This is a genomic window from Ensifer sp. 22521 (genome assembly GCF_052044795.1).
In the GTDB taxonomy this organism is placed as follows: Bacteria; Pseudomonadota; Alphaproteobacteria; order Rhizobiales; family Rhizobiaceae; genus Ensifer.
In genome coordinates this window covers 95,208-114,250 of sequence record NZ_JBQENM010000017.1, presented here as the reverse complement: position 1 = coordinate 114,250, position 19,043 = coordinate 95,208, and the positions used below count along the sequence as shown (strand labels likewise).

Sequence of the window (19,043 nt, the reverse complement as noted above, 5' to 3'; positions counted from 1 at the left end):
AATGAGAGGAATCGTCGTCACCTTCTATTCGTACAAAGGCGGCGTTGGGCGCTCGTTCGCTTTGGCGAATATCGCGGCATTACTCGGTCGATGGGGATTTCGCGTCCTCTGTGTTGACTGGGATTTGGAGGCCCCTGGGCTCGAGGATTTCTTCAGGCCCTATCGACGCGACGATCGTTACTGGCAAAGCGATGGGCTGGTCGAACTCCTGCTGGATTTCCATAAGCGTGCCCAGGTTCCATTGCTTTGGCGCGACTTCGTTTTAGGCCTAGATTCTAACTACCTTCCCGGAGTCGATCTGATCAAATCTGGCCGGGCCGACGACCAGTACACGCGCCGACTGCAGCAACTGAACTGGGATCGGCTATATAAGAAAGGACTAGGCGACGCGCTCGAAACGATGTTCGACGAAGTCCGCGAAAATTACGACTTCGTTCTTATCGACTCTCGAACGGGCGTCACCGACTTCTCGGGAATCGTGACGGCGCAGCTACCGGACATATTAGCATTCTTATTCACGGCCAACGAACAGAGCGTCGGCGGGGCAACAAGGGTCGCGAAGCGAGCGTCAACCATAAGAAACGACATTGCACTCGACCGTTCTCCTCTGTTGACGTTGCCGATCCCCGCCCGGTTTGAATCGCAGGTCGAGCATCGGATATCACAGAAGTGGCGGGAGCACTTTGTCGCGCAGTTGGGTGAATTTTACTCCGGGTGGGTCAGTCAAGATGTGGCGCTCGACAAATTGATTCCGGCGACAACGATCCCGTACATCCCCTTCTGGAGTTTCGGCGAGAAACTATCCGTCATTGAAGATCCGATCTTCGACCAATCGAGCATCAACTTTGCGATGGAGAACTTGGCCGCACTTCTGGCGCACAAGTTAAGTAGAACTCAGCTGCTCGTGGGATCTCGCGACGAATTTGTCGGCGCCGCGAGAAGAATTGGCCGAGATCCCGACAAAAGCTCCGTGTTCATAAGTTACTCGATGGAGCATCGGCCCATAGCCCTCAAGCTTAAATCAGACCTGGTCCGTCACGGAATTGATGTTCGATCGTTTGAGCATCTCAAAGTGGGGGAAGAATGGACACAATCGGTTTCCGAGGCGCTGGAAAGGGTGGATCATTTTGTTCTGCTATTCGGCCAAGGCGACCATCGCAACCGTGCCATGGAGTCTGAAGTCCGGGCCTTTCTTAGGCAATCTGCATCCGACGAAAGACCCCGGTTGCTAATCCCGTTTAGGGTCGGCTCCGTGGAGCGCTTACCATCGTTCATTCAGCATCTGCGCTTTTACGATCTTGCGGATGACGTCACTGACGCGACAGTCCAAATCCTAGAACTAATTCGCCCCATCGAGGCAATCGCACCGGTTGAAGCGATTAGCGTCCATGTCCGGGTTTCCGGTGATGGAAATCGGCCCTTGGCTGGTGGCGCTGTTTCCGCGATTGCGGACAACGGAACTACTCTGGATGCAGTAACCGACAACGAGGGACGGGCACACCTCCGCATCGTGACCACGCGGCCCTATCGGATTCTTATCGCTCACCCACATCACCGACCCAAAATTATCGAAAATTTCAAGGTCTCTGAAGAGATGAATATTCGCCTGGAAAGACGAGGCGAAGTTGGCTCGATCATTATCCACTCGACCGGTTACATCGACGGACTAAGCGGGCAACTGAACCCGATTCTCGATACAAATGATCGAACGTACCTCTACGCAAGCAATATTGCGATCGATGGCGGAAAGCGCCAACCAGTCACGTTTTCTGTCGACGAACCTTTTATTCTTGAAGATGCTCACGGCCACGTGTTTCGCGCCATTGTCCGCTTTATCGAAGGCCGAACCAGCCTCGTAGAATACGAAAAGGTTGCGTCGCGGCTAGAGAAGCTTGTTGTACTTCGCAACGAGATTGACCGCACAATCAGAAAGCTAGCAGATCGAGCGCGAGAGAGTAACCTAGATCCCAAAATACGCGACAAGAAGCTCTCATCCCGTAAACTGGCTGAGTACGTGGTTCTTTCGAACCCGGACATATCAACTGCATATGTCACGCTTCAGGAGTTTTGGGCCATCGCAAACCCCGTTCTCCATGGACAGAGTCTAACCGCAACAGCCATCTCAGATGCACTTCAGTTAGGCGATGAGGCTCTTAGAATCCTTAGCCGGGCATGGTTACCCAAGACCGTCTCGTAGCAAAAACCGAGATTATCGTTGCTGCCAAACCCCATGCAGAGCACGCGGAAGATGCAACACCAGGCTAGCCCGCTATCGGAAGTGTTGTCGAGCTAGGTGGCAGAGGAAGCAGTCGAGTGGCCATATTCATTACCGAAGGGCAAGTGCGAGCCAAGATTCCGGGCATCGACACACGATCCGCCGGAGTTTTCCTCGCCGTACACGCCGCAATATCGGCACTTCGCGACTCTTTTGATATCTTCCTATCTCATTCGATAGATGATGCCGGTATTATCCTGGGCCTAAAGCGTATCTTGGAAGAAGCGGGAAAATCCGTTTACATAGATTGGGTCGATGATTCAGATCTTGATCGCGAACGTGTCAGCGGCAAAACGGCGGAAAAGTTACGCACGCGGATGAACCAGTGTTCGACACTCATTTATGCGTATTCACAGAGTTCGCAGCAATCTCGCTGGATGCCGTGGGAGTTGGGGTACTTCGATGGTTTGAAGGGAAATGTCGCCATCCTTCCGATCATTCCCGACCAAGGTTCGCTGGATTTTGATAAAGAGGAGTATTTGCACCTGTATCCGAAGGTCGACATAATCGGAGTTGCCTCAAGACCGAGCCTTTTCGTTAACCAGTCGCGAAAGTCTGAAATAGCTAACTATAAATCATTTGACGAATGGAGGGCCGGCCCCGACAAGCTCAGGCCCGACTAGGTCGTCGACCACGATTCAATTCATGCGCCTCTGAGCGAAACGTTCAAATCCGTCCGCACATCCCTGTTTTCGTCGATCGCCATCCAGAGCTCCATTGCATAGGTATCCAGAGCTCCCCAGACGATTGCTGATCGCCCCAGCACCGCATTGATGGCTGCAAGCCCTGTGTTGAACGGGAATGTGCCTTTGCCCCTATGCACTGTCCCCCTCTCCTCCTTCGACGGAAGTAAGATCCGCCGTGGCTGTTGGGTTTAGACGATAGTCACCGTACGATTTTCCGCTAACGATTTCAGTAGGCCGCTCTTGCCAGCCCATTGCCAGATCGAACATCAACGGCAGCTACAGCAGATTTCGACCAACGGCTGTCGACGAGCATTCGTCTCAAATCCGGGTGTGCCGGCGCAGCCCAAGCCACAGCGTCGACCGCCGCTTCCGGCGTAATATCCCGAAGGCACTCTTTAGGGACACTCACGCTGCTCCCGGCGTCAGATCGTTAGTTCAAAGTTGCGGGCTGGGTTTCAGCTTAGCGCTTCAAGTGAAATCACAAAGCAAAAGCGACACCAAATTCGGCCCGGTCCCTCTCCATAGAGCACCTTGGCCATGTTAGGTTATAGTTAACCATATGAATTAACGTATCAAAATCAACAAACAGAAGTGAAAAGGCTAAACGCTTCCGTCATCCAGACGCCATTCTCCTGACTCATTGCTATCGATAGGTATCCAGTATCGATAGTGATGGTTTTCGAGTCGCAAATCGCCTGATGTCGGTCGTCCGGGATAACCGGAAACGCCTGGTTTTCCGGGCTTCCAGGGTCGTTAGCCCGGGATGACCGGACTCCCCAAAACGGAACTCGCCGCGCGGCGGCGGCGCACATGGCCCGTCCCCTTTACCGGATTTGAGCTCCGATGCCGTTTCAGCAGCCCCTTCTCTCGTGGGCCATCTCCGAAACCGCTATTTTTCCGGCGTTTCCGCCACAGAAGCCCGCTGACGCGCGTTTGCCACTGTGGACGCCCCGTTGCTCATCCCGGGTAACGATTTGAGTCTGGCGGGCTTCAATTTGATGCATAAAACAAGCTTGCAACCGACCAATTTCTGACGCATTCCTTATCTGTACAAAGCCTTTTGAAACGAGGCCGTTAAAAGCGATGGCGAAGCGACAATCCGTTAACGTCCAACAGCCTCTCAAGCGGCTGATCGGCTACGCCCGCGTCTCGACCGACGACCAGGTCCACGATGCCCAAATCGACGAGCTGCGCGCCGCCGGCTGCGATCGGATCTATCAGGAGCATGGCTCCGGGGCATCGCGCGCTCGCCCAGTCTTGACCAAATTGCTTGGCGAACTCACCGCGGGCGACGTCCTCGTCGTCGTCCGCCTCGATCGGCTGGCCAGATCGGTGAGCCACCTGCTGCAGGTGATTGAGGATCTAGAAGAGCGCGGCGTGCATTTCCGGTCGATCCGCGATCCGATCGACACCTCGACGCCACAGGGCATGTTTTCCCTCCAGGTCCTTGGCGCGGTCGCCCAGCTCGAGCGGGCGCTGATTGCCGAACGCACCAAAGCCGGCATCAAGGCGGCCAAGGCCCGCGGCAAGCTTCCTGGAAACCCCGGCCTGCGCGAACGGCGACCGGAGGCGATCAAAGCCGTCTCGCAAGCACGCAAGAAACTCTATCTCGATGATCTCATTGCGTCGGCGCAGACGTGGTTGCCGATGGTGCGGCAACTCCGGCCCCAGCACAGTTGGGACAATGTCGTGCAGGTGCTCAATCGCCGCGGTCACGACTGGACCGTCGAGCGCCTCCGTCGCGCCGTTCATCGCCTGGTCCGCGAAAAGCTCGCGGAAAAAGACCTCCTGGTCCGGTCGCCTCGCCGCGCCCCCGAGGACCATCTGATGAAGCTGGTGGCGGCGATCGCCATTGCCGATCCCGACCTATCGCTTCGCGACATTGGCGCGCAACTGGACCAAATGGGAGAACGGCCTGCACGCGGCGGCAAGAAATGGCAGCCCTCCTCCGTCCGCGACCTGCTGGACGAAGCCCACCGATTTGGCCTCATCCGCCGCTGACAGCACGGTTCATCAAGCGACCGATGGCACGGTTGCTTTTCCGGTGACGAAAAATCCGCTGTATCTGGCAAAGTCCGCCAAGAGCCGGACAGAAATGTGGCCAGGCTGCTCTTGCTCAATTAATTCCAATCCGTCCGGATTTCTCCCCACATGATCGTTCTCGACACGAATATCATATCGAACTGCTACCGCCTGTTCCCGAGCCCACGATTGTAGATTGGCTTGCAGAACAGCCTCCCGCCGCCATTCTCTGACCGCGATCGCGCACTGGTTCTGATGGATTCGCATCTGCCGACGGTGGCCGTCGGAAGTGGCAGCGCTGCTTGTCGAGGACCTATCCGACAAGCACCCTGTGCGGGCAGAGCCGGCGCATCCGGCTTCCCCTCCCCTCCCCTGCCTTTCGATCCGCGTGGGCCGCGCGGGTGGTCATCATCGGCCGGCCAGTGGTCACGTTGAAACGCTGGCTCGAGGTAGCCGGTATCAAGGATGGCCCGGTCTTCCGCCGCACAGACCAGTGGGGAAGCATCGACCGGCGAGCCCTCAGACCGCGATTGGTCAACCGAATACTGAATACACGCTGCAAATTGGCGGGGCTCGACCTTGTTTTGCGCGCGGATTGCTGTTTGGCTATCTCAAATAGGCCGCCAACCGTGGCATTCCTTGCCGGAGGCAATGCAGCAGTCGCTACACAAGTCCGTCACCCAAGCAGCGCGCTACTATAACGAGACCGAACGAAACTGCGACGAGCGCGCAATTGGCAGGTCTGAGGATTCGCGGACGTTCATCTTTTTACTGACAGGAAGCTACAGAACGCGTTCGGCACCTACTTTACCTTGCATTTCTGGAACTGAACTCCATAAATGCAAGGATGACTGAGCGCCAAATAATAGCGACCATGTTAAAGGAATTCATTGATAGCAACCCCGCCGTCCCGCTCATTGGACCGCGCCAGGTTGGGCAAGCAACGCTTGCAATCGCGTAGCAGCGCCAATCGATCTATCTTGATCTCCAATCCGATGCCGATTGAGCCAAACTGAGTGAGCCAGAGCTTTACATCGAACAACACACAGACAAGCTCGCCATCCTTGACGAAGATCATCGACTGACCAACCCCTTTCCAAACTTGCGTGACCCGATCGATCGCGGTCGCCGAACAGGCAAACGATCGGCGCAGTTTCTCATGCTGAGCTCAGCGTCTATCGACCTGCTGAAGCAGTCCGGCGAAACTCTTGCCACCCGCATCGCTAATCTTGAGACCGATTGATAGCTTCGAGGTAGCGGAAAAGGACATCAACTCTCTCTGGGTCCGAGGAGGCTTCCCAGACAGCTTTCTCGCCGTCAATGAACGCGCCAGCTCTCAATGGAGGCAGGACTTCATACGAAATATCCGGAGCGCGGCATCCCCCAGTTCGGCCCTCGAATCCCGGCCAAAACCGTTAGACGGTACTGAATGATGCTTGCGCATCATTAATCGGGTCCCCTAAACGCCGCTAAATCGTAACTGCCATGTAAGGATGCTCGAATCTCAGACAACCAGCCGCCGTCACAGTCCGAGGCATTTCAAAACTGCCGACGCAGCGGCCATCCGTCTGTGCGAGTAATGAGACGGAGATGGAGCAAGGTGGGCGGCGCGCTTCCAAGCCAGGCGCTCTCTAAAAAACCCTGACAGCTGTCAGGGTTTTGATCGAATGGGCCCGCCGTTGCCATAGGGAGTATCCTTCCGGCTCACAGATCCGCCGCCAGCATACGCGTCGTAGTTCGCGTTGATGTTCTCGACCCGCACTTCTCTCTTGCAGATATCCACACGTGCCTAGCGGATTACCGGAGGCCTCAGATATGCAATTGAGCCGCTCTTTTATACATCCACGCCTGAGCGGAAATCTCACCTAAAACCCTGACAGCTGTCAGGGTTTTGAACAATCCGAACGCTGTCGTTGCCATACGAAACATCCTTCAGGCTCACAAATGCGCCTCCGGCATGGGCGTGCATTTCGCCTGGATCGTCTCAACTCACTCCGCCGGCTCGCGGAACTCCACACTGACTGGTGCGTTGCTTGAAGGTTCCCAGACCTAATAGAGCCGCCCATTAATGCATCGTAACCGAGCGCAATGGTACATTCTAATCTGAAGTGCAACATGCCAATGATTTCAATGGTTTCCCTTGGAGATTTTGGCATGGCCCGACGCAATTCGCAACTGAATCTGGCCGATCGACGCCGCCTCTTCCACTTTGTCGAACGCAAGCTGCCGATCAAAGAAATGGCGCGCGAAGTCGGTCGTCATCGATCGACGATCTATCGTGAGATCCGGCGCAAGACCTTCCACGATCGCGAGCTGCCCGACTATAGCGGCTACTTCCCAACGGTTGCTGACGAGATCCGCAAAGAGCGGCGGCAGCGTTTGAGGAAGCTGGTGCGGCACCCGCAATTGCGCGAACTGGTGATCGAGCAGCTGAAGGCGGTCCCCGCAACAGATCGCCGGTCGTCTGCTCGCCGATGGCGTGAGCGCCGTGCGGGTCTGCACCGAGACGATCTATCGCTTCATCTACGGCAAGGAAATCAGGCGCTGGAGCTCTATCAGCATCTGGCGGAAGGCCGCCGCAAACGCCGCCCCCGCGGCTCGAGGAAACCGCGCGACGGCACTTTTCCTGCTGCCTGCAGGATATCACAACGTCCTGATTTCATTGATGATCGTTCGCAGTTCGGGCATTGGGAAGGCGACTTGTTGATCTTCCAACGTGACTTGGGCAACGCCAACGTCACGTCCTTGGTTGAGCGCAAGAGCCGCTACACCGTCATGATCAAGAACCAAAGCCGGCACTCGCGACCGATCATGGACAAGATCATCGAAACGTTCTCTCCCTTGCCGGCCTTTGCCCGGCAGAGCTTCACCTTTGATCGCGGCACGGAGTTTGCCGGATTCAGGACTTTGGAAGATGGCATCGGCGCGCGCAGTTGGTTTTGTGACCCCAGCGCGCCGTGGCAGAAAGGTGCGGTGGAAAACACCAACAAGCGCATCCGCCGGTTCATGCCAGGCGATACCGACCTTGCAGGCGTGCCGCAACGCAAGCTCATCCAGCTTGCTCGCCATCTCAACGCCGACCGAAGTGTTCCGGGCACATTTGCGAGAGGGAGGCTGAACCCCTACCCTGAAAACCGGCGTGTTGCACTTCAGTTAGGATCTCCCAATCTCACCCAAAACCCTGACAGCTGTCAGGGTTTTTTCCCCCATCTCCGCCAATCGTAGTCGCCGTGCGAGAATGCGCCCCGAAGACCAGACAGGGAGCTGCGGTCGGAGCGCATGGCAGCTCAACGCTTCCAACGCGACGACTATCCGGCTGCCCGCGTGAGATGAAGAAGAAGCGCAGTGCCGGCGCGCTTCTGCAGCGGGGGCTCACTACAAAACCCTGACAGCTGTCAGGGTTTTGTCATTTCAGCGGGTACGCGCTCAAGTGAGCTCCGCTTCATCAACTGCGCACATCAGTGCATCGCACAGCCATCGTACCCAATCAGGCGGCTTTCAATGATGTCACATGACGAATTCCAGTGAGGTACGTATCTGCACGATCGGGATTCCCCTGCTCCAAGTCCGGCAGCTAATCTGCGCTGCCCTGTCGTGAACCTTGCCGAACCCCTGCATGCTTATCGGGCCCCTCATCCCATTTGATCCGAGGCGAGGCGTAAAATGTACACGCAAGCGCCGCCTATGGTGCGTGCCGGAAGCGGACTGAGTCCCTTCGAACGGTGATACGATGGCCAAATGCCACACGCATAGCGCGAGTTTGGGGCAATCCGCGCCTAGCGCACCTGGAGCCGAACCGATCCTTCGAAGCACACCGCCTTCTATGAATTCTCCAGCTTAGCGGCGGTGGACGCTGCCATTCATCCCCTGGAAACAAATTCGATGCCGTATGGGGCGATCGGGCGAGACGCACGCGAGACATTGTCCAGATTGTCCAACGGCTACCGGATTAGGACTGCGAAGTCGCGCTCGGGCTGAAGCAGAAAGGCGACCCGCGTGTCAGCGGTGGGCAGATGCCAAGGTCATCCTTTCGCCGCGATTAGATTTCCAGGTTGACGAATGTCGATCGCAGCAATGGAGTCCAGATGTGAGTTTCCTTGGCTTGCTTCTGGCATCGCTTTCGTGCTTTCAAGTTTCGGGGGGAGGGCGGACGCCTGTTCGATGTCCGCCACTTTGGACCTGGGCGATATCCAATACGCTCATGTCGTGGTCGTGAGGGCAATTTCAGAAATATTTTCGAATACATCACCCGACAGAGCGGCAGCTTGGTGGTGGGCCGTCGGTTCGTCGGGAAACTTCGGCAGAAGTGCCGGACCCTGGCCGATCTCCCGGGGACCCTCTGCCGGGCAAGGCCGGAGTTGCGCCCCGATGTGCGCAGCACTGCGTTCAAGGGTCCTGCTACGTCGACGATCGTTTCGAGGTGGTCAATATCATCGAAGGGCATCGCGACATCGAAGAGTTGTTCTCCTCGATGGACACGGACGAATAGCACCCACGCCTCCGATGACCTGACAGCCAATCGTCGTGTGAGGAAGGATTTAAACGACTGGTCTGCCGGCGAAGGCGAGGGCGCTAGGTAACCAATCGCGCAGCCCGCCCTTGTTTTCGCTCCGCATCGTTGTAGTAGCGCGCCGCCTGCGACACCCATTTGTGCAAAGACTGCTGCATGGCTTCAGGCAGCGGCATGCCGCGATTGGCCGCCTCGGTCAGGTAGCCTGATCGCAATCCATGCGCCGAAAGCAAGGTCGGGTCGAGCCCGGCTTGCTTGCAACGGCTTTTCAGGATGAGATTGACCGACTGCGGCGTGAGCGCGCGCCGATCGACGTTTCCCCTGATCGATGCGCCGAAACCCGGGGCCGTCCTTGATATCGGCTACCTCGAGCCAGCATCGCAACGCCACCACCGGCCGGCCGATGAGGACCACCCGTTCGTCGTCGTCACTCGTCGTCGTTTTCGTGCGGCCCACGCGGATCGTCAGGCACGGGAGGGGAGGGGAGGCCGGATCTGCCGGATCGGTCTGCACGGGGTCGTCGTCGGTCAGATCCTCGCCACGCAGCGCCGCCACTTCCGACCGCCAGCGGCGAACGCCGTCAGAAGCAGTGCCCGATCGCACAGATCGACGGGCTATTCTCCCGCGCAGGCCTGCAGAAGCTTTGCCAGCACATCGCCCGTCATCGCCTTTTTGCTCTTTCGTTGCCGCGGTCGGGCGCTGGCGCGGACCGCAAGCCGCAGCGCCGATTTGAGCGACGGCCCATCGAAGGCGCCTGTCAGGCCTCGCCAACGGGTCAGGATCAACCAGTTGCGGCGCCGGACGGTCTCGGGGGCATGCGGACCTTTTGCCCGAAGCAGGCGGCCCGCCCTCCACCGGCATGCCATGGTTTGGATCTTCCGTGCGTTTGACGGGGTCCCACAGAGATGATGGGCGACGAATTTTCGTAAAGTACGTATTTTACGGAGAAATGGAGGTGCATGATGACATCCACCGTCACCGCCGCTGCGGTCTCCAAGAATTTTGGAGCCTATCAGGACGCAGCCGTGCGCGAGCCGTTGACTATCACCAAGAACGGCCGACCGCGCACCGTTCTGATCGCCTATGAGGACTAACTTCGCTTGATGCGGCGCGAGCGCCGAGTCGAGTTGACGAGCGCGTTGGACGCGGACGAGCTCGCTGCAGTCGAAAAATCCACGATCGATCCTGGACTTGACCATCTCAATGCCGAATTGACGAAGGACAAGAACGCTGCCGACTGAGCCGAAGGTCGGCTGGGTCTCCCGCTATTCCTTGGCAACATTTGGAGGGACGAGAAGAGGGTAAAAAGGATCGCCCGGCGCTCGTTCTTGCCATCGTTGCCACCTTGGAAGATGGGCGCCGGTGGCGTACTTCCGATCACGCAGACGCCGCCCTCCGACCCGGCCGAGACAGTCGAGATTCCGCCGGCGACAAAGCGTCGTTTGGGGCTAGATGACGAGTCCTGATCAACGGCAACTATGTCGGCCGCCTACTCAAGAGCAATACCACGGCCATAAGAAGGAAAACCCGAATGGCAAGCGGATGTGTCCTGGCGTAGAGGGATGTCAATCGACATGCCGAACAGCAACGCTAAGGTACGCGATCATGGGTGAGAACGGAAGCGACGCCTGGACCACCGACGCAAAGCGTGCGGAATCGAACAGGCCCACTACTGCATCAAACACCTGCCTTGTCCGCCGCCCGATCAGCAATACAGGCTCGCCGCCCCAGCGCGTCGCCGATTTCTCGCGCTCTAGCCAATTGGTAGAAAGCGGAGGGGCTAATGACGGATCGCTCTGCAGCAACTCTTCGTTAACCATCGTGAACGCGGCCATCAACGTCGATCCCATAGATTACGGAACTGCCACCACCTCTGGCCGTGACTGCGGCTGGACGAGGGCTCCCATTTCTTTGCGCAGATTGCCGAGGGGAGGGATCAACCTCCGGCGCGCTCCACACGGACGGTCGGCAACGAGCCAGCCGGGGGTTGCCGATAGGGAAGGGCGGGTCTACCCGTCTGCGAAAACTTCACCCGGTCGGTGATGTGCTTAGAACTCGCACTCTCTGGCAGCGCGCAAGATGGAAACAAGGATGGCAACGGCGAAATCAGACAGACAGGGAAGGGGAGGGGGAAGGAACAACCTGATCGTGGAACGAATGGTTCACAATTCCCAACACGCCAAAGAGCTCCAAGTCATCGCCGCAGAGACTGATCCCAACGCGCTCGTCTTGGTCTCCACGACCTTCGAAAACGGTTGACCGGTGAGTCGCGACCGTTCCTGGTCGCCGACAATGAGTTTTCGAGTTCGAGGGGCGTAGAGTCAACTCGGCTGAAATTATCTCATAGGTCTTCTTCTACACCGATGGTGCATAGACGGCGGCGCCGGATCTTCTCGGAAGCTTGCTTGAGCTCCGCCACAGAAACTGTCCACCATCGAGAAGCGCATGCCTCAAGAGGGAGGCCACGCGAACGGTCCGACTTTGTCGGCCGCACGTCAGGAGAAGCCAATGTGCTCTCCTCTCAGGATCGGTCGCACTGCACGGGTCGCCACTGTCGCGCCCGGTTCCGCCAGGAACGAAAATCGAGTACCGGGGTGGAAATCGTCTACCCAACCTGCCGGTCGGGGCTTCCATTCGCTCTCAACAGGGCCATTAGCATTGGGCCAAGTGAAAATTCGCCGCGCCGCGCCTTTGCCGTCAGATCGCGCAGGTAACCTCCGGCCGAGTTAATGTGTCCTGCCCGCTCGAGCATACAAGCCATGGCAACCGCCGCATTTTCAGGCCCCATCACGTCGCAAGCATCCTGGTAAGCGGTCGGGCTCACCCCCAGCATCGAACGCACCACCACAGCGGCCGCCATCAAGTCGCGCCAGTTCGATATGGTCCCGCCTTGTCCGTACATCGTGATCTCAGGGCAGGCCCGCATCACCATACTCAACGGGAACGCCTTCAGCGGCTCCCTCAGCGGCTGCTTTTCTGGCTCAGCCTTCGCCCCCGGCTCGTTTCGAGAGCTAGGTTCAAGTTCATCGGTGGATTCGGTTTTTGAATTCTGTATGTGACGCTCACTATGAGCATCATTGCTGCTCATATTTTCAGAAATATCCAAATCATCCAACTGATTGACTATCTCTGCACAGAGGAGGTCCATCTCTTCGAGGATCGATGCTAGGTCGTGGATGGTTGGGGATCGAGGTATCCGGGCAACAAGCGCCAAATACACATCTTCAATCTTGCCCCAATCGCCACTCGCGCCTTCTTCGATCGCTGCCGAGATGAGCTTGCGGGCATCGCGCCGGCGAATGGTAAGCGCCTCCTTGGTCCGGCGAAACAGCGCGCGCTCTGCCGCCATCTGCTGGGCCATCTGCGCGAGCTCCTCCGATCGGGCAAGGAGCGGGGAAAGATCGAATCCGAACGCATCCTCGATGTCGCCAGCCCTGTCCTTACGGACATAGCGCTTCCCATTTGCACTATCTTTGCGAACAATTAGGCCGGCCTCAACAAGCGTCGCCAAGTGTCGCCGCAACGTGGCGCCGGCGATACCGTGCGCACGGACCGACAACTGAGCATTCGACGGAAAGACGATTAGAGACGCTCCCTGGCGCAGATCGGTCTCAGGATAGAAGCTCAAGAGCGCGTCAAGGACGGCAAGTGCACGATCCTGTAGGCCGAGAAGCGTCCTGGCTTCGCAGGCGTCACGAAACACTTTCCATTTGTCAGCCGTTTTGTTCGAACTGATCTCGGTGGATGCCACCTGCCGCTTTACCAGCGCAAGCGTCATCGGCCGCCGCCCGAAGGGCGTCGTTACACTTCCACTCTGCATTTCCTTCACCTCTCAAAAGGCAAAAGAAGTCCGCTCACCAAATTCGGTGCCAATCACTCTTGACGGGGATTCGTGGAAATGCGATTCTCAGATTGTCCAGATATGAGAGAGGCTTCCACTACGGCAACGTTTGGGGGCCTTTTTCTTTTGCGGTGTTCCTTCCGTATTCCCTTGTCGAATGAGACCCTCTGACAGTGGTCAGGGCTTCTAATTGTCACGCTCACGAAAGAAGCGTTCAACGAGGGCCGGTAACTCCTGCCCGACGAACTTCACAAACTCCTGGCCGACAGGACCATCCACGGAGATTCGAAGCTCCTTGGGTGAAACCTTCCAGGCCCCAAGTTTCTTGCCAGCACTGTTCGATAGTTCAGTGCGGTTCTCTCGCGACGGGGCCGACGGCTTTATTGCCTCGAAAGCCCGCTGGAAGCGTTGATCCGACACCGAGACGCCGTCACCCGCATCCGTGAGCACCTGCCGAACCACAGCTAGAGATCCTGAATCACTTGCTATCGTTTTTGCGAACTCTAACCAGCGCGGCCGACCCACCTTGGGAGCCCGCCCGATCGCTTCGATCACATCGGCAGGGATCGCCCGATAGACGCTGCGCATTCGGGCAAGTTCTGCGTCCGCAATCGATAGTGCCGCATAGATGTTCCGCGCTTTAATGCCGGCATTATCCATACGCGATGCAAAAAGCGTCCGCTCGATCCACGTTAGGTCCTGCCGGCTGGCGTTCTCGATGCCTTGGGCGACGACGAGATCCAGGTCCGATATCTCAACTTCAAGCGCGCGAACCGCGCGCCCGAGTTCCCTGGCAGCGCGCCAGCGCCTGTGGCCATAAACAATCTGATAGCGCCCGGAGGACGACGGGTGGCGCCGAACCTGAATCGGAACCTTTTGCCCTTCGGACTCGATCGAACGCTTGAACGTCTCAAAATCGCCCGCGTCGTCGTCCGGTAGCCGGTCGGGATAGGGGGAAGGGTCAATGAACGCGGGATCCAGATCTAGGATCGTCCCCGCGCCCGCCTCGACGATCGCCTTCAAACGGTCCCTCTCGGCCCTGATGTCATCGATAGCGCGATGGGCAGCACCGACAACGCCCGCGCCGACACGCGGTGACGGGGCAGGGGCCGCAGGTTGCGGGTCATCTGCGAGCTTGTTCTCCAGTTCTTGAGACAGCAAACCGAAGCTCGCGACAATCGACTTGCGAGAAGACTTGCTCATGGCCGCCCCCAGCTATCGTTGACAAGGCGGATGATCGCTTCATTGACCGCATCGACGGCTTCACGCGCGCGCTTATGGGTATCACGGCCAATCTGGCCCATTTCGAGCTCGTAGATCGAACGCTTCGCCAGGCCGGCCGCCTCTACGGCTGTGCTTTCGATGGCAGTGGGCAGGAGGACGTCTGTCCCGAACATATGCCGCAGCATCGCAACGACTTGCGATTGGGGGGCATCGTTCGGGTCATGCCGCGTCACGAGATATCGGATGAAGTCCTGATCGAGTTGAGCGCCGCTTTCATTCAATACGCTGATCAGATCGCCCATCATCAGGAGGAACTGGCTCATGGACGCCACATCCAGCATGGCGGGGTGAACCGTGATGACCATGCTTGTGGCAGCATAGATCGCGCTGAGCGTCAGAAAGCCAAGGGATGGCGGCGTATCGAGAAGGACGATGTCGTAGTCTTGTTCGACTTCCGCTAGGGCAAGCTTCAGACGCTCGAAAAAGATCGCACCGGAGCTCGACCTATTCGCCAGGACGCGGGGGGTCTCGTGCTCGTACTCCATGACTTCGAGGTTGCCCGGAACGAGATCGACGCCATCAAAGTAGGTCTTGCGGATGATGTCCCGGATCGGTCGCCGCTCAGCGACGTCGTAGCGGAGCGCCGCATAGATTGTTTCGTTGGCACCGACATCGATTTCCGGCTGTGCGCCGAACATCGCGGAGAGCGATGCCTGGGGATCGAGGTCGAGTGCGAGAACGCGATAGCCTTGCAAAGCGAGATAGTGCGCGAGATGAACACAGGTCGTCGTCTTGGCGCTTCCGCCCTTGAAGTTCGCGATCGCGAGGACCTGCAAGTGCTCGCCGGGGCGTCGGCGGGGCAAAAAGCGCAGAGCCTCGGCAGGCTTCTGCTTGGCAAACAGCTCCCGAAGCTCGTTGATCTGGGCGAGCGTATAGACCCGGTGATTGTTCTCAAGGCGGCTTGGCGTCGGCCCGCGCCCCTCGGATGACATCAGCTTCAGGGTCGAATCCGGTATGGATGTCAGCTTCGAAACTTCGTTGGTGAGAAATGACCTCAAGGTCTTCTCGGATTTCGGCGGGTACATGCGGGTCCGCAGCTGCTGCAGCTGGCTCGACAAAAGACCGGCGTGCCGCAAGATCTTGGCGGCAGCGTCTTCCTTGAGTTGAACGTCAGTTTCTGCGCGTCTAGCTATCGCCATTTTTCCCTCTTGGCGGCTTAAAGCCGGTTTACCGACCATTGCCCGCCAAGAGCTAGAACACGATTCTCTCAGAGCGTCCAGAACAATAGGGTTAACAGAAGGTAAATGATGAAAAGTGAAATGAGGCGGTGATGGGCGCTACACCACTGGATTCGCTGTCTTTTCCTTTGGCGTCAGTCCACGCGGCCGAGCACGTTACTAACACTTTTGATAGTGAACTGGCCTCCGCAGTCGGCTTCGATCCACCTGCCATCGGGCTTCGCAGAGAGAATCACCACTATCCCTTATGCGAGTAGATCCGGTTTCCCGAGCCGTGCACATCTCCATGCGTTGCTTGCCTTGGGAGAGTTGCTGGATGAACCTTACCCCCGACGAACAATCAGGCTGTTTTCCTCGGTGGTGGCACTGCAGCGCGTCCTCGCGAAGTCCAGGTCGCTTCTTTGTCCGGTCAGGCGTATCGACGCCACTTAATCTAGCGGCGCCGACGCTTTGCCGAGCTTCACCGACGGTTCTCGGGCCCAGACGCGCAGTTTGCCGAGCTTGGAGACAAAGTCGGATATCCCCTCTTCGCCTGGAAGCTCGATCGTGCCCTCATCGAGGCCATCGGCGATACCGGCTTTTTCGATCAGCGGCATCGCCGAGGGGGCGTATCCGATGAACTTGCAGTGCTGGAAGGCATCGGCAACGAAATCGCGGGCGGTGGCTTCCTTCACCAGATCATCAATCGCCTCAGCCGAGGTCAGCAAGACGACAGCGTCGAAGAGGACGGAAGGTCCTCCATCAATCATGTGATGCGCTTCGATCCAGGTTCCGTCCGACGCGGCAACGCCACTGACCTTCGGCGCGACGAGTTCGCAGACAGCCTTTTCCTTGGCAATCGCCGCCGTCAAACCGTTTAACAAGGCTACATCCAGACCATCGGTGACCAGGATGCCGAGCTTGCGGCCCTCGAAACGTTTCGGTCCGCGTTCAACGATGCTGAGTGCCGGGGAGGGTTCAAGATCCTGGCGGGTTGGCATGGCCGCATCAGCCGGGCTCGGCATCGAATGGAAACCAAGCTTCTGGGCGACCGTGGCTGCCAGCGTCTCGTCAATGTTCAGGAGATGGGAGACCATCCGCTCGCGGATAGCTGGCGTGTCCACCTTGCTCAGCTCAAATGTCAGAGCTGCAGCGATATGGCGTTGCTCGGGCGCGGTCTGGCTGATGTAGAACTGTCGAGCCTGGCTGTAATGGTCGGCAAAGCTCTCCGGCCGCAGCCGCGCCTTGGTGCCAGTCTCTTCGGCGGGGAAGTGGCGGTAGCCGCTCATCGGCGATTCCCGTGGCCCTTCGTCGAAGGAATTCGGCTGGTAGTTCACTCTGCCCACCGGATTGCGCATCGCCATGTGGCCATCCTGCTGAAAATGCGCGAAGGGACACTTCGGCGCATTGATCGGAAGATGGGTGAAGTTGGAGCTGCCGAGACGTTTCAGCTGCGTATCGAGATAGGAGAAGTTACGACCCTGTAAAAGAGGATCGTTGCTGAAATCGATGCCAGGCGGAACATTCTGCGTCATGAACGCCACCTGCTCGGTCTCGGCAAAGAAGTTGTCGGGCATGCGATCAAGAACGAGTCGTCCAACCGGTTGGGGCACCAGGATCTCCTCGGGAATGATCTTCGTCGGATCAAGCACGTCGAAATCGAAGCTGTCGGCAAACTCCTGATCGAAAAGCTGAACCCGCAATTCCCATTCCGGGAAATTGCCCGACTGGATTGCTTGCCAGAGATCACGGCGGTGGAAGTCCGGGTCGGCGCCATTGATTTTCACCGCCTCGTTCCAGGCGACGGACTGGAGGCCCAGCTTCGGCTTCCAGTGAAACTTCACGAAGGTCGACTCGTCCTTGGCATTGACGAAACGGAAGGTGTGAACGCCAAAACCTTCCATGAAGCGGAACGAGCGAGGGATGGCGCGATCCGACATCACCCACATGATCATGTGCATGCTTTCCGGCGTCAGGCTGATAAAGTCCCAGAATGTATCGTGGGCGGATTGTGCCTGGGGAAAGGCCCGGTCCGGCTCGGGCTTCACCGCGTGAATAATGTCGGGGAACTTGATCGCGTCCTGGATGAAGAAGACGGGAATGTTGTTGCCAACCAGGTCCCAGTTACCCTCATTTGTGTAAATCTTTACCGCGAAACCGCGGACATCCCGGGCAAGATCGAAAGATCCCTTGCTGCCGGCAACTGTGGAGAAGCGGACAAAAGCTGGTGTCCTCTCACCTGCTCTTTGAAAAACATCGGCCCGGGTATAAGCGGCAAGGGAGTCATAGGTTTCGAAATAGCCGTGGGCTCCATAACCTCGGGCGTGGACTACCCGCTCGGGGATCCGCTCATGGTCAAAGTGGAAAATCTTCTCGCGGAAATGAAAGTCGTCGATGACAAGGGGGCCGCGTGGCCCAACACGCAGCGAATTTTGGTCGTCTGCAACTGGCCCACCCTGCGCAGTGGTCAGCACAGGCGTATTGTCTTTTGCTATCTGATGAAGCTCGCCACCTTCTCCCCTGCGCACCTTTTGATCATGAATTGTCACGGTGTCTCGTTCTTTCGAGGTCGACTTTTTTTCGAGCGATTTCTTAGCCATGGGGCGCACTCCGATGTCCTGATTTCTTGGTCGAGGTCGGCGCGCGAGCGCTCTTGACCGTGCCGGAATGAAAAAGCCGCCTGTCATGGCGGCTTCTCGATATTGAAGTGGGACTACTCGGCGGCCTGCTTGGACGCCTTTGGATTTGCCGCAGCTTCGCCAAGGGCCGCCAACCTCTGATCCGTGGCGATCTCCTCCTGGAGATTGGCGTCGAGGAGGCGGACGGCTCCATCGAGACCAAGCTGCGCGGCCCATGATTTGAGCGTGCTGTAGCGGGCAATTTCATAGTGTTCGACGGTCTGGGCCGACGAGATGAGGCCGGCATCAAGGGCGGCGGTGCCCTTGTATTCTTCCATGATTTCTTCGCCTTCGGCGATGATTCCCTGAATAGCCTCGCACGTCTTGCCGCGGGCGGGTTTGCCAACAATTTCAAACACCTGCTCGAGACGCACGATCTGTTCTTGCGTCTCATCGCGATGCTTCAGAAAGCCAGCCTTGGCTTCGTCCGACCGGGCAGCGCGGGCCATTTTGGGAAGGGCCTTCAGAATCTGCTTTTCGGCAAAGAAGATGTCCTTCAGCGTGTCAAGGAAGAGGTCGTTCAATGTCTTCTCAGTGGGCATTTCGGGCTTCCGATTTCTTGAGGGATGAAGTCGCCCAACCATCAAGGA

The 19,043-nt window shown here is 57.7% G+C and carries 12 protein-coding genes and 4 pseudogenes; 7 read left to right on the top strand and 9 right to left on the bottom strand.

The genetic code is table 11. The features are described 5' to 3' along the window. Position 1: 1 nt before the first annotated feature. Together ACTJKE_RS24160 and ACTJKE_RS24155 are read left to right on the top strand one after the other, a co-directional pair. A complete protein-coding gene (locus ACTJKE_RS24160; RefSeq protein WP_440692614.1) occupies positions 2-2,197 on the top strand; it encodes a KGGVGR-motif variant AAA ATPase in 2,196 nt (731 codons plus the stop codon). A 116-nt stretch (positions 2,198-2,313) separates the two neighbouring features. Further along, on the top strand, positions 2,314-2,898 hold the full coding sequence (locus ACTJKE_RS24155; RefSeq protein WP_440692612.1) for a toll/interleukin-1 receptor domain-containing protein: 585 nt from the start codon (positions 2,314-2,316) through the stop codon (positions 2,896-2,898). A 20-nt stretch (positions 2,899-2,918) separates the two neighbouring features. Here the strand turns inward: ACTJKE_RS24155 and ACTJKE_RS24150 are convergent, their stop codons facing one another. Then, on the bottom strand, positions 2,919-3,098 hold the full coding sequence (locus tag ACTJKE_RS24150) for a hypothetical protein (protein WP_440692610.1): 180 nt from the start codon (positions 3,096-3,098) through the stop codon (positions 2,919-2,921). A 946-nt stretch (positions 3,099-4,044) separates the two neighbouring features. Here ACTJKE_RS24150 and ACTJKE_RS24145 point away from each other — a divergent pair. Further along, positions 4,045-4,962, top strand: a complete 918-nt coding sequence (locus ACTJKE_RS24145) for a recombinase family protein (RefSeq protein WP_440692608.1) — start codon at positions 4,045-4,047, stop codon at positions 4,960-4,962. A 304-nt stretch (positions 4,963-5,266) separates the two neighbouring features. Beyond that, positions 5,267-5,697, top strand: a pseudogene (locus tag ACTJKE_RS24140) (integrase); the annotation flags it as partial. Positions 5,698-5,860: 163 nt separating this feature from the next. Here the strand turns inward: ACTJKE_RS24140 and ACTJKE_RS24135 are convergent. Further along, on the bottom strand, positions 5,861-6,061 hold the full coding sequence (locus ACTJKE_RS24135) for a hypothetical protein (protein WP_058327658.1): 201 nt from the start codon (positions 6,059-6,061) through the stop codon (positions 5,861-5,863). A gap of 1,076 nt (positions 6,062-7,137) precedes the next feature. Here ACTJKE_RS24135 and ACTJKE_RS24130 point away from each other — a divergent pair. Further along, a complete protein-coding gene (locus ACTJKE_RS24130; protein WP_440692605.1) occupies positions 7,138-8,208 on the top strand; it encodes an IS30 family transposase in 1,071 nt (356 codons plus the stop codon). A 1,347-nt stretch (positions 8,209-9,555) separates the two neighbouring features. On the opposite strand, the pseudogene ACTJKE_RS24125 reads toward ACTJKE_RS24130, so the two are convergent. Continuing rightward, positions 9,556-10,422: pseudogene (locus ACTJKE_RS24125) on the bottom strand (tyrosine-type recombinase/integrase); the annotation flags it as partial. A gap of 33 nt (positions 10,423-10,455) precedes the next feature. Between ACTJKE_RS24125 and ACTJKE_RS24120 the strand changes: the two are divergent. Together ACTJKE_RS24120 and ACTJKE_RS24115 are read left to right on the top strand one after the other, a co-directional pair. Further along, positions 10,456-10,734 (top strand): annotated as a pseudogene (locus tag ACTJKE_RS24120) (type II toxin-antitoxin system prevent-host-death family antitoxin). After that, a pseudogene (locus ACTJKE_RS24115) lies at positions 10,724-10,953 on the top strand (plasmid maintenance toxin (PemK-like)); the annotation flags it as partial. The pseudogenes ACTJKE_RS24120 and ACTJKE_RS24115, both read left to right, overlap by 11 nt. A gap of 105 nt (positions 10,954-11,058) precedes the next feature. Here the strand turns inward: ACTJKE_RS24115 and ACTJKE_RS24110 are convergent. The 6 genes from ACTJKE_RS24110 to ACTJKE_RS24085 all read right to left on the bottom strand — a co-directional run bounded on the left by ACTJKE_RS24110 (position 11,059) and on the right by ACTJKE_RS24085 (position 18,995). After that, positions 11,059-11,328 carry a hypothetical protein gene (locus tag ACTJKE_RS24110; protein WP_156436878.1) on the bottom strand — a complete coding sequence of 90 codons (270 nt, stop codon included), beginning with the start codon at positions 11,326-11,328 and terminating at the stop codon, positions 11,059-11,061. A gap of 770 nt (positions 11,329-12,098) precedes the next feature. Further along, the gene (gene repC / locus ACTJKE_RS24105) at positions 12,099-13,313 is read right to left on the bottom strand and encodes a plasmid replication protein RepC (RefSeq protein ID WP_058327660.1); all 1,215 of its coding nucleotides are present in this window, start codon (positions 13,311-13,313) and stop codon (positions 12,099-12,101) included. Positions 13,314-13,520: 207 nt separating this feature from the next. Continuing rightward, complete coding sequence (repB, locus tag ACTJKE_RS24100) at positions 13,521-14,537, bottom strand: plasmid partitioning protein RepB (RefSeq protein WP_058327661.1); 1,017 nt, start codon at positions 14,535-14,537, stop codon at positions 13,521-13,523. Further along, on the bottom strand, positions 14,534-15,757 hold the full coding sequence (repA, locus tag ACTJKE_RS24095) for a plasmid partitioning protein RepA (protein ID WP_058327662.1): 1,224 nt from the start codon (positions 15,755-15,757) through the stop codon (positions 14,534-14,536). The genes repB and repA overlap by 4 nt, the downstream gene beginning before the upstream one ends. Before the next feature lie 467 nt (positions 15,758-16,224). After that, on the bottom strand, positions 16,225-18,375 hold the full coding sequence (catE, locus tag ACTJKE_RS24090) for a catalase C (protein WP_058327663.1): 2,151 nt from the start codon (positions 18,373-18,375) through the stop codon (positions 16,225-16,227). A 113-nt stretch (positions 18,376-18,488) separates the two neighbouring features. Beyond that, positions 18,489-18,995 (bottom strand): YciE/YciF ferroxidase family protein, encoded by a 507-nt coding sequence (locus ACTJKE_RS24085; protein ID WP_058327664.1) that lies wholly within the window; start codon positions 18,993-18,995, stop codon positions 18,489-18,491. Between the last annotated feature and the right edge of the window lie 48 nt (positions 18,996-19,043).